Here is a 12,490-nt window from a genome sequence, read left to right as displayed (position 1 = left end):
TAGCTTGCTATGCTAACACCTCCCTTGGATCCTTGAGCCATTGAGCCATTGGACAAGCCCAGTGGTTTTTGCCACTATCTTGATAACTAAACCTTAAAGTATAAAGGCCATTTAGCCTCTAGATTTTTAGCCAGATTATAGGCTAAGACACAAGGCACAGCATTGCCAATAATTTTGTAAGCATTGCTAGCTGATACGGCTACATTGGTAGTAGTTTTGCCTAAAATAAATTGGTAATCATTAGGAAAGGTTTGTATACGAGCACATTCCCTCACAGTCAGTCGTCGCTCAGGTAAACCAGCTAACAGCTCCTGACTATTAGTACCACCATGCTCACTACTTAAGCGTCGATACTCAATATTGCCATGATGCTCTGATCTGATAGTAGGCCCCACATCATGTAATTTAACCTCAGTCTGACCTTGGCAGTGGCTACCCATAAATTTTGCCTTAGAGTATTTTTGTTGGCTAGGATCATCACTGCAATCTGGTTCCTTTAAGTCAATAAAGGCATCTTTACAAGTTACTATAGACTCCAGGTGATTAAAATTTACATCACCCTTAGCACTATGAGTTTTAAGAGGATAAGGATCATATTTAGGATCAATGCTTTCTTGACTAAGGGCATAAAGAGCCTCTTTAGTTAAGGCACTTTTTTTAAAGCCTATAAAGAATACACGCTCACGAGATTGGGGAACGCCATAGTCAGGGGCATATAAAACTTTTGAGGGCACAATAAGATAGCCACCATTAGCTGCACTGGCAAAGTCATGCTCAATAATATCTTTAACATTATCAAGATTGGTTAGTCCTTTGACATTTTCAGCTATAAACATTTTAGGCTGAGTAATGGAAATCACTTCCCTTAGCCACATATAAAGCTTACCACGGCTCTCCTCTGTAGGCTCATCCTTATCTAACAACCCACCTAAATGACTTTTATGAGAGTTAAAGCCACGTCTTTTACCAGCTAATGAAAAGTCCTGACAAGGGAAGCCGCCAGTAACCATATCAATATTATCAGGAAAGCTAAATTGTCCTTGCTGATAGCTCTTTACCAAGTCAACTATACTATTCAAATGGTAAATTTCATTTGCATTTGCTCTAAAAGGCTCAAAGTAAGAGACCCATGCTGCTTTGGCATAGGGATTAATATCATTAGCAAAGACAGTCTCAAAGTTAGTTTTAGCAAGCTTTACCCAAGCACCATTATCTTGAGTGATCCACTCCTTGTGCATATCTGAGTTAATAGCTTTTTTGAGGCACCAAAAACCTCCCTCAAAACCTATGTCCATACCACCACAGCCAGAAAATAAGGATAGTAATCTCATAATACTAAATGCCCAGCAATTCCCATAAAATGCGCTTTGAGTGCCCTTGTTAACTATGTAAACTAATGCCTCAGTAAAGATAAAAAAATTATAAAGCCCCTACCACTACAATCTCAAGAATACTGTTTTATCTCCCCCTACTCTACCATCAACACTCACTATTTTACTTACCCCTAAAAAACACTTGCCTACCTTCCCAGGCTTTGTCACCTGCATTCAAGCACCCAATATAAGCCATGACCGTGGCCATGTATTGGCCATGCTAAGGCCAATGCCAGAGCTGACGCTTGCACTAGCGCTGCCAAGAGCTAGCGCTAGCATGCGCTAGTGTTGCGCTCATGGAGGTACCTGATTATGCCTGTTTTGCTGATAAAATCGAATTTATGGCTATACTATTGGCCTCAAACAGCTTTCAATAAGAGGCTGCTTTTTGCATACTCACTCACCTAAGATAGGTGCATGCTATAATCTTATTATTCAAAAAGGAGTTTTTTCATGAAAGGCACTATCATTGCTATTAATAAAGATAAAGGCTATTGCGATCTTTATAACAGCGAATTATCTGAAACCTATCGTAGCTCATTAGAGGGCTTTGCTAATGATGAGGCGCTAGCTGTAGGCGCTGACTGTGAGTTTGATGCTATGAAAAAGCCATCATTCTTTAGTCCTGGCAATGCTAACTTAACTAAGATTGAAGCTTTAAACCTGCATAATGAAAAAGTTGCTCTTACTACTAAGAACGCTTTTCCTGAGCATGAAATTATTAAAGAAGATCGTAATTACTTAATCGCAGCTGAGGGTGGCTTTGAGCGTGAATGCCGTGCTGCCTTAATTGAAAAAGCTATTGAGTGCCATGCTAATGGCTTATTAGATTTAAAGCTTGAAGTGGTAACCAGACCAGGCGTTAAAGCAGCTTTATTCCGTTATACTGCTCGTCCTGCCATTATTGATGGCCCTAAATATAAGCAAGAGCCAGGTCAAGGACTAACTATTCCAACTAAAGTTGCTCGTCGCAATAGCCCTAACGAGGCCATGGTACGCTATATTCGTGTACTCTTAATTTGCTTCTTATTTATTGCTATTCCATGCATTATGAGCCTCACTCAACAAGGAGTGATCCCATCACCTTTAGTAGGTCAAATGCTTACTGCTGGTATCTTAGTGCTAGTAATGTTTGTCTTTATGTTTATTTCCTTTAAGAAGAAACAAAGTTTCATTCTCAATCTTAAAAACATAAGAAATAGCTAATAGCCATAAGGGAAGCATAAGCTTCCCTTTTTCATATTCTTATAAGGCTAAGCAAACCTGCTTAGCCGTAATTCCCAATTGCCCTCACATCACGCCACTCAACAGTAAAGCCATCTGGCCATCTAGCTATATGGCCGCCATATTGCCGCCATATGGCCATATTGCAACCATACCAAGGCTACCATCTTGCGACCTACCTGGCTGGCTGCAGCAAGTGTAGCCCCATAGCTATATGGCCTCAGGCAAGAAGACGGCACTAGCAGGCAGCTCTAGATTGCCGCAGCAGGCAAGTAGGCGGCGCTTGCTGGCCACGCATGCTCTTTGCAGTCCAAATAGTGGCGTGGCGCTAGCCTTTAATCGGAGCTTGGGGTGTGATCTTGGGACTCTGAGTTCAGGTTGCCCTCAACTAATGATGGTAAGTTGTCCTGAGCACGGGCGGCAGCTTCAATTTCGGCCTTTAATGCTGCTTCATCGGCCTTTTGTTGAGCCTGCTGCTCACGTAAGGCTTTTTGCTCTTCTTCATAAAGCATGTCATCTTGAGATACTAGGTCGTTAACAGGAATATTATTCATGCTAACTTGCTTGCCCTCAAGCTTAATGAGCGAGAAGTACTTGCCATTTTTCTCAGTAATCTGTCCTGAGGATAAAGCTGCCATTAACGGCTTGGAGTAATCCTCACCTGCAATCTCCTCAACTAAGACTTTGTCAGCCTCGATGTTATATTCTGAATCAAAGCGTGAAATCTTTGGCTTAGGACTATGTTCATCAAAAGCTAAATAGGTTTTACCATTAATAACAAAACTTTGATTTTTATGGCTGTAGCCAAAGTTATCAATAGTAATAGCAATAGTATCAGTAAAGCCCTTTAAAATTTCTTTAAAGACCTTATTAGTTTCAAACTCCTCTCCAGCTCCCTTTAAGATATTTTTAGAGGCATTATAAAGATTAGGAATGGAAATACGCTCTAAAGATCCTGATAGCTTAAAGTTATCTAAGCTATAAAAAGGCTGTACCACATCATAACGAATGTAAGGGAAAGCAAAACCATAATTACCACTATTATCAAAAGATAGCTTAGCCATACCTTCACTATCAGGCTGAGATAAAGTAATCATGGTAGAAATATTAGAAAAAGAAATAGCATCTTGCAGCGATGGATCTCTTACCTCGTCATCAGGACTAAAGCCAATAGCATAGAGAGTGGAAAACTTAAAATCTAATTGCTTAAGATTAACAATTAAGCTTTCAAAGTGGGGCTTTTTATCAATAATACGTGGCAAGAACTTAACATCTAAGCCTAATAAATCTAAGCGATAATTAGGTTTGTCGTTATAGCGCTCCGCACCCTCACAAACCACACCAGCTGAGCTAAATGCTATATCTACATCTTCTGTGGAAGTAGCATGAAAACTTAAGGCATTTTGTCCTAACTTACAAAGACCTGTAGCAGTAGGCATTAAAAAGGAGTCGGTTTTAACACTGCCTTCAATTTTAGGACTAACAGCTGTAGCCTTAAAAGCACCTGTAAAGGCAATAGGCTCTACATTATATTGAGCTAAAATATGCTCTAAATTACCTACTCCAGCTACACTAGACATGGCTCCTGAGATACGTAATGGGCCAAACAATAAGCGTACATCGACGGCACCTGAGATAGCATCTACGCCTAAGTTATTACCCTTCTTTAATGGCAATTGATAAAACAATCTACCCTGACGAGCAGTAAAGCTATCCTCACCTGGAGTGTATTGCAAAGATAGTCCAGGCACTTTGCGCTCAATCTTATCCAACACACTATCTAATTTGCTGTCATAAAGATAAGTTGCGACCTTAATTTGTGCTACCAGGAGCAGTGAGCATACCGCTAAAATTACTAGAGACCAAAATAAAATCTTTTTTAGCAAAGCCAAATTAAACATGGCAACTTCCTTTGCAAAAGCTAAATTCTAAAGAAAAAACCCAACAAATCTTAACACAATGATTAAGCTAAATCCCCAAAGCTGATGCCTCTATCTTGAGATATCAACAGTCCCCTATATTAATCTTCCCTAATAGTGCTCATTCAACAGCATAACTCTTTTTTACCCAAGCTTTAACCTAAGCCCATGTCCAGCCAAGGGGCTCTGGGCCAGAGCCATGACCAGAGCCGTGGCCGTGGCCATGAGCCAGGGCCAGGGGCTGCTGACCGCAGATGCTGGGCCAAGACCATGGCATGAGCCATGGGCTGTGCAAGGCCATGCCAGGGGCATGGGCATGGGCATGGGTAAAAATCGATCTTATGGCTTGGGCTAAATATGATAAGTATCTTGTACCAAAGCTAAGATGGCACCACTTTCTTGTAAAAAGAGTTTAGCAAACTCTCCAAAAAATTGGGTGGTATCGTTAAAGTCTTGCACAAAGCCTACTTTGTCATCATTTTTGAGCTTATCTAAACATTGTTGAGCACAAGTAACATAACGCTCAATTAACTCAAAATTCTTTGGTGAAGAGCTAATAATTTCACAATATAAGCGTGGATCTTGGGCAAACAGACGGCCTACCATCATCAACTCTAGACGATAAATAGGAGAGCTTAGCTCTAATAGTCTTTCAATAAAGGAATTGTCCTTTTTAGCACCAAAACTTTCTTTTAAAAAGTTACCATAGGCAATGGTAGTAAAGTGACGCAATGCCTGAATAACTCTCATGGCATCATCATGCTCTTGAGCTGAGCATTCTACTACTCGAGCACCAAAGAGCTTTAATTGCTCCACAATAAAAGCACAGCGCTCATTGTCTCTACCTAAAACAGCTACTACTACCTGCTTTACCAAAGAAAAAGTATCAGGGCCAAACATTGGGTGCAAGCCCATTACAGGGCCCTTATGACAGCCTAACATGGCTTGCATAATGTCACTTTTAACTGAGGTAAGATCGCTTAAGACACAATCAGTCTTAAGTAAAGGTGCTACTTTATTGATAACAGCTACAGTAACATCAATAGGCACACTAACTATGCACCATTGGGCTTGAGATAAGTAGTAAGCAGCTTTAGAAAGCTTAATATCACTAACACTTTGCCCATCCAAATCTACAGTATAGTCATCCACATCTACTATACTGACTTCATAAGAGGCAGCAGCTAAATAACGGGCAAAAAAGCGACCCATAGCGCCTTTGCCACCGACGATACAAACTTTAAAATTATGCTCAGTATGGGCCTTATCAAAAACCATTACTTGGTCGGAGCTAACTGTTGCAGGGTAAATATGAGCCTGAGCATAAGCACCTGAGCCTTTTTGTACATAAGACTCACGTAAAATACGTCTTTGTAAGTCTTGCATTAAAGAAGCTGGCAAGTGGTATTTTTGCTCGAGAAAGGCACCATGCTCTAAAATACTTTTTTCACGCACAGGACTTACCGCTCCCTCGCCAGATACTGACTTTAAAGAAGCAGCTGAACTCACCAAGGCCATTCTTGCTTGAATAAGACAAGCAATTTCATCATCAATAGCATCAATTTGTCCTCTTAGCTCGTCTAATTGAACTTTGGATAGGACATTTTTATCTTTTTGATTAGTAGCTCCCACTAAGAGCTCTCCTCAACTTTTAGGATCTAACAGATAAATAAAGCCCCTAAGAGCGTTCTCTTAGGGGGCATTAGTAATTATTAGCCGTCAATTTCATCTAACAGGCTTTCATCAAAGTCGTCGCTACTTTCGACCTCGCCTTCGGCAATAGGATTAACCTTGTTTTCTCCATACATTAAATACACATCACGTGTTTGAATATATGGATCCACAGCATTATCAACTACTGATTCTTGATCAATTAGTTGAGCACGGTTATGAACACCCTCAAGGACAAATTTACCTACAGTTACAGGCCAAGAAAGAGCGTAGAAAGGTAAACCATCAATAGTATCACCATGGATATCACGTGCTGTAGTTGGACCATAAAAAGGCACCATTATAAATGGGCCCTGCTCAACCTTGCCTTTGCCTAATACTGTAGTCATAGCCATAGGAGTGTACTTAAGGCCAATATGAGAGGCGACATCAAAAAATCCTAATATGCCTATAGTACTGTTAATCACTAAGCGGGCTAAAGAGGTACCAGAGTCTGCAAAACGGCCTACTAACATATTATTAGGCACGTTATTAATCTCAGAAAGATTATTAAAGAAATTACCCATGGAATCTTGCACCCCACGAGGCAACATAGCATAACCATGAGCTACAGGACGCAATACATAGTGGTCTAAAATATCGTAATTTAAGTACCACATATAGCGATTAGGGCCCTCTAAAGTATCAATAGCATGGCCTGAGAGAATACTATAGCCATAAGTATAATCAGCAGATGCTGCCTGAGCACTAAGCTGTCTTGGCATCATAGGATTGTAATTGCCATGAGCTGCCTGAGCGCTAGGAATATTAAGTGCTGACACTAACAAAGTAGCACACAGAGCGCTTGCTCCAATAAATCGCTTAAACATATTAATCACCATTACCATCGTAGCTTACGAGTGTTCCTATTAATGGAGCAATAAAACTGTAAACAAGTAAAATATCAGTTTTAACCATTGATTATAGGAAAAATCTCTACTTTGCTACATTTTGGCTCTTAGCGCCCTGATTAGGGGCACTCCATCCATCTACTTAACTAAAACCTAATATTAGCCACTAAGACCAAACATTTAACCAAGAGCTATTTATGTTCACTATTTAGCCCCTAATGCCCCGATCTTAACTAAAACTAAGAGTTAGCCCTATATGTAACTTTGGTTTAGACAAGAGCTAATTTTAGCCATTCCTTGCTTTACTTTGTTAGAGCTAGATCGGCATTACTTAACTAAGCCCTACAGCACCATAGCCAGTCAGATAGCCAGCCAGTCAGTCAATAAACAAATAAGCAAACTTACTCCCAAGTTTTGTGCTATCCCCAGCCAACCAATCAAGCCCCTTTACTTTCCCTGCTCAGCTAAGCCCTGCCCAGACAACCAGCCCTAGCCACCTTAGCGTAAGCATTTCTCAGCTAAGCTAAGATTAGCTTAGCTTGAATGGCTTTAATAAGCTTTAACCTTGCTTGCACTCTCTAAGTGAAACTTAGCTTTAATGCGCTTGGCTAGGAGAAGCATGGCAAAGCTTGACTGAGCTTGGCTTTGCAGAGCATGGCGTAGATTGCAGAGCTTGTTAGTGCTGGAAACAGCTTGCTCTTAATTGGCTTGGCTAGCTTTGTAACTTGAGTTGGTTTGGCTAAGAGCTGCCAAATTGCTTATTGAACCGCTGCTCATTAGTAGCTTTATTAAAATTTAGGCACCTAACAATACTTATTAGGTGCCTATTGCTTATTATTTAATGAGCCTACTCATCTTCTTCGATGACCATTAAGTCCTCAAGAGAATGGGCATATTTAGGCTCTTCTTCCTCTTCACTCTTTTTCTTAGAGCGTTTTGGCTTACTTACATTAGCAACTTCAACTTCCTCGTCACTAACTACGCCTACCACCACGTCATTTTCATCTTCCACTAGAGCTTCTTGATGTAATGACTCTAAGAAATCAAGTTTAGATAAAGCGGCCTCAGTACGCTGTTGCTCACTAATCTTGCGCTGTTCTTTAATCTTAGTAGCATAAGCCTCAGCATCAAAATAATGACCCTGAGCATCCTTTAACTTAGACTGAGTTTGAGGTTGTGCCTCTACCATATCGTCATCGCTAAAGAGTGAACCTAACATTGACTGTTGAGTCAACTCAGAGCTATTTTCTTGGCTGTCTGACTGGCCTTTAGCTTGGTCTTTACCCTTGGCCTTAGTAGCACTCTTAGTAATAATGGCTTTAGCATCATCACTAATATCTGGTGTGGCTCGAGGGCCTGCAAACTTGCCTTGCTCATTTAAAATGCGCTCATCCAGCTTCTGATAGAGCTCATCTGCCTCCTCGGCACTTAAAGCACTAATAGCATCGCCTTGAGACTTAGCATTAGCACTCATGAACGGAGCTTTTGCTACCTGCTCTTTAAGCTTACGCTTAATAATGTAATCATCGAGCTCATAGTTAACTACTGTAGACTCGTGACTTTCTTCATCACGATAAACAAAAGCTACATGGTTAACATACTTCTCAATAATATCGAGCTTTTGCATTGGGGTAGCAATTAACAGCTGCAAATTAAACTTACTAAATAAAGTTAAAGCATAGTCTACAGACTGTGGAGAACCACGACCAAAGGCCTCATCGATAACTACAAAGCGGTAAGAGCGATCAGCGTAGTTATAAGATAATGAAGAATTATCTTGCTGTCCATGTACTTCATCTACGCTCATGCCACTATCAAGTGCGCTATTAACTAATAGACCACCCTTTTGACGGGCTTTAGAGCGATACTGATAAGCAATAGAAGAAGCTAATACTGTATAAGCAAGCTTTTCTTTCTGACCACCAGACTTACCACCTGAATCCTCATAGTAATCAGTTTGACTATCATCTATGCGGCTATGCTCAGAGGCTGCAAAATCGAACCACTGCTTAACATCGGTAACCTTATTTCTCCAGCGGCGATCAATGTCAGCACCGTTAACTTCACCCTTAAAGCGGTCAATCAAGGCTTTAACCTGATAGAATCGGCTTTCAGCATTTTCTAAGCTACCGTCAGCATTAGAGGTGCTAGTGCAGTTACGTAGGTCAATTCTAAATTGCTTAATTTCTACATCAGGATTTTCACGGGCCTCCATTTGGATATAACGATCCACATTGAAGTCCACATCCTTCATGATGATATTAATATCAGCAATACGCTCTTTGATCTTGCGGCAATGAGTAATTAAAGCTGCATTTAAAGTACCGAGCTGATCAATGGTCTCACGATTGAGCTTGTCCTTAAAAGCATCAACAAAGCGTGGTAAATCATCAGTCATTAACTTATCTAAGAAGACCTTAAAGTCCTCCCAGGCAGCAGCACGAGAAGCATCAAGATTTCTAGCAGCCACAACAAAGGTCTGGCTAAAGCGGCTTTGCATATTAACCAGCTCTTGAGCAATGCTAGACTCATTGGACTTAAGCTTACCAATTTCTTGCTTTAAGTTGTTTTGTACCTCAGACATAACTACGTCAATATACTCATACTCTAAGGTAGAGTGACGAAGACGTCTTAAGGCATTTTCAATTAACTTTTCAACACCGTGCTTAATGTTGTCGCTTAAGAACTTAACAGGCTCAGATAAGTCCATGGCGTTTTGAAATTCACGCACATTGGTCTCATTACGAGATTGCACCTGACCTAACTCTTTAGAATTAGTCTGGAGGCGCTCACGTAAGATAATACGATCTTGGTTGTATTGCTCTAAGCGCTTTTGCAAGGTAGCAAATACATCATTGGTACGTTGCAACTCAGCAATTTCATCCCTAACACGGGCAATACGCTCATCAATGCTTTGATAATCAATCTGGTTGTAAGACTGATAATCTTGTAAGTTCTTGATGACAGTAATCTGATTAGAGATAGTAGCACGTTCCTGTCTTAAGTTCTTAAGAGCCTCTTTGGCAGTAATATGCTGATTATTAAGTGCGCTAAATTCGCTCTTTAATAACTTAATCTTATCTTCGTTAGTCCAACCTAAGACATAATCATTGCCTGTACGGCTACGTCTATCGTCCTTTTCGTTACGTCCGCCAGTCTTGTTCATACCTGATGGGGTTAAAGCCATACGCTCTTGACGGTACTCATCAAGATCTTCGGTACAAACAAAGTTATAAGAGCGCTCTAAAAACTGTCTTAAATAATTTTGGAAAGTAGGATCGTTTTTAATCTCGATCTTTCTTGGTAAAGTTTCAGAACCACTGCGACGGCCAAAGCCATTAAGCTGACCGGCAAACTGAGAACCCAAGGAAGTGTTGATAGTATTCTTGTTATTAAAGTCATTCTCTTTAATACGGAAGAATACCAAGCGCATGCCTAAATCGTGCTTATTAACATACTCAGTTACAGCACGATAGTATTGCTCAGGTACCAACATGGAAATAGCAAAGCTATGTAAGACCTTTTCAATAGCTAATTCCCACTTCGCCTTTTCCTCGGCCTTGATTTGCATTAACTCACCAGCAAAAGGCAAGTCACTCTCTTTACAGCCAATATGGGAAACAATCTCTTTACGAATATCAATATAACGTGCAGGGATATTGTTTTTTCTATTAACTAAAGAGCTAATCTCAGTGCCTAACTCATTAAGACGGCTAGTTAGCTTATCGAGCTCCACTGTTCTTTCAGCAGTATGATTCTCAAAGCTATTTAACTTTTCATCTAAATTGTTATGCAGAGCATTAAGATCAGTATGTAACTTACTAAACTTCTGTTGAGTATCAACAGGAGGCATACCTACCTGAGCTAATAAGCGGCTAAACTTCTCATAAGCGTTATGGATACGGTCTCTATCAGCCTGATATTGCTTTAAATCCTGATTTAAGCTATCTAAGCGGTGACCACCTTGCTGCTCTAATTCTGATTTAGCCTCAATAATTTGATTATCAAGGCGCTCAAGATCAGCATTGATAGTTTGAGTCTCACTGTTAAGCTGGGCAATACGCTCTTGGCTCTTCTCAATCTCTACTTGTAAGAACTCAGACTTTTTCTTGTAAAGGTATGGAGGAGCACCCGCATCACACTTTTGTAAAAACTCAATTTGAGATTGGATGCTCTTATACTCTTCACCCTTTTGGCAAATAGGCTCTAGAGCTTCAACCTGCTTTTTAGCCTCCTCTACGCTCTTGTAGGAGGCATCAAGGTCATTAAAGCGCTCAACTAATTGCTCTACTAACTCATCACCATTAAAGTCCTCAAGCATTTGCTTGCGTACGAAGTCAGAAATATTGCTAATTGACTTCATGGAAATGGTCTTATAGAACAGGTCTAAAACTTTGGTATTCTCAATACCAAAGAGGCGCTGCATCTGGCTATAGTACTCACCAAATTGGTCAAAACGAGTAGCACCGAGCTTCTTAAGCTTTGCACCAAGCTCACGAATATCCTTAACAGGCAAGATATCTTGCTGTAAGTTAAAGTCTTTATTGGCAATAAAGTAATAACGTGAAGGGCTGGTCTTAGGCTTCATCATGACCAAGCACTGAATTAACACTACATGCTCATCTAACTTTTGGTTGTAGAAAGATGCCATGATAATGGTTAATACTGCTTTATCTTTAGAACGTAAACCCAGCTCAGTCTTAACGCCAGAGCTATTGTCGTTCTTATAAAGACCTAACACATAAGATGCCAGATTACGTTCACCCTTCTCAGCACCTGCTGCCTGGTTAAAAGTAATCTTCTTTACGTCATATAACAATACAGTGATAGCATCAATAATAGAAGACTTACCAGCGCCGTTATCACCAGTCATAAGTACATTTTGACCACCAAAATATACAGTCTTAACGTTATTATTAAAGCTACCCCAGTTATAAACATCAACACGCTCTAATCTAAAGCCATCGACATTAACAGGGCGACGTGCAAAGCGCTCAATTTCCTCTTGAGATAAAGAAAGTACATCTTGCCCATCTGCAATCTCAAGCAAGCTATCACTTCCAACCTCAACCATCTGTTCACTGCCCTTTTGCTCAGCTGCCCCTGCAGCAACTACTGCGGCCTCAGTGGCCCCAGCAGCCACAGCGGCCCCTGCTGCATCAGCTGCATCCGCAACACCCTGCTCCTGAGCATTCTCCTGCTCTACCATCTTAGTAGCATCGGCACCAGCGCTGGCACTAGCACTAGCACTATCGCTAGCACCATCACCGCCTTCGCTAGTGGTATGGGATTCATTTGCCTTTTGAATCTCAATTGCTTCATTAGAGCTAAAATCAAGCTCTAATGCCCCCATATTAGACTTAGCCATAGGCTCATCACCAATTAAAGATTGATCTTGCATAAATAAAACCTG

General features: G+C 40.6%; 6 protein-coding genes. 1 reads left to right on the top strand and 5 read right to left on the bottom strand.

The window, feature by feature from the left end:
• Window positions 1-86: 86 nt before the first annotated feature.
• Complete coding sequence (dcm, locus tag MXE38_RS01180; RefSeq protein WP_246910233.1) at window positions 87-1,331, bottom strand: DNA (cytosine-5-)-methyltransferase; 1,245 nt, start codon at window positions 1,329-1,331, stop codon at window positions 87-89.
• Between the two features lie 495 nt (window positions 1,332-1,826).
• Here dcm and MXE38_RS01175 point away from each other — a divergent pair, with 495 nt between their 5' ends.
• Window positions 1,827-2,579, top strand: coding sequence for a hypothetical protein (locus tag MXE38_RS01175; protein ID WP_246910229.1), 753 nt, complete (start codon window positions 1,827-1,829; stop codon window positions 2,577-2,579).
• Between the two features lie 353 nt (window positions 2,580-2,932).
• On the opposite strand, the gene MXE38_RS01170 is transcribed toward MXE38_RS01175, so the two are convergent.
• The 4 genes from MXE38_RS01170 to MXE38_RS01155 all read right to left on the bottom strand — a co-directional run bounded on the left by MXE38_RS01170 (window position 2,933) and on the right by MXE38_RS01155 (window position 12,478).
• The gene (locus MXE38_RS01170) at window positions 2,933-4,498 is read right to left on the bottom strand and encodes a cell envelope integrity protein TolA (RefSeq protein WP_246910226.1); all 1,566 of its coding nucleotides are present in this window, start codon (window positions 4,496-4,498) and stop codon (window positions 2,933-2,935) included.
• A 369-nt stretch (window positions 4,499-4,867) separates the two neighbouring features.
• Window positions 4,868-6,148 carry a bifunctional chorismate mutase/prephenate dehydrogenase gene (gene tyrA, locus MXE38_RS01165; protein ID WP_246910224.1) on the bottom strand — a complete coding sequence of 427 codons (1,281 nt, stop codon included), beginning with the start codon at window positions 6,146-6,148 and terminating at the stop codon, window positions 4,868-4,870.
• 80 nt (window positions 6,149-6,228) lie between these two features.
• A complete protein-coding gene (locus tag MXE38_RS01160) occupies window positions 6,229-7,056 on the bottom strand; it encodes a VacJ family lipoprotein (protein WP_246910220.1) in 828 nt (275 codons plus the stop codon).
• Window positions 7,057-7,924: 868 nt separating this feature from the next.
• Entirely contained in the window at window positions 7,925-12,478 is a 4,554-nt protein-coding gene (locus MXE38_RS01155) for an SbcC/MukB-like Walker B domain-containing protein (RefSeq protein WP_246910217.1), read from the bottom strand.
• Window positions 12,479-12,490 lie beyond the last annotated feature (12 nt).

The organism is Anaerobiospirillum sp. NML120448 (assembly GCF_023050945.1).
Taxonomy (GTDB): domain Bacteria; phylum Pseudomonadota; class Gammaproteobacteria; order Enterobacterales; family Succinivibrionaceae; genus Anaerobiospirillum.
Note: the sequence above shows the minus strand (reverse complement) of the source record. Positions and strands in the feature narration are given on the sequence as shown.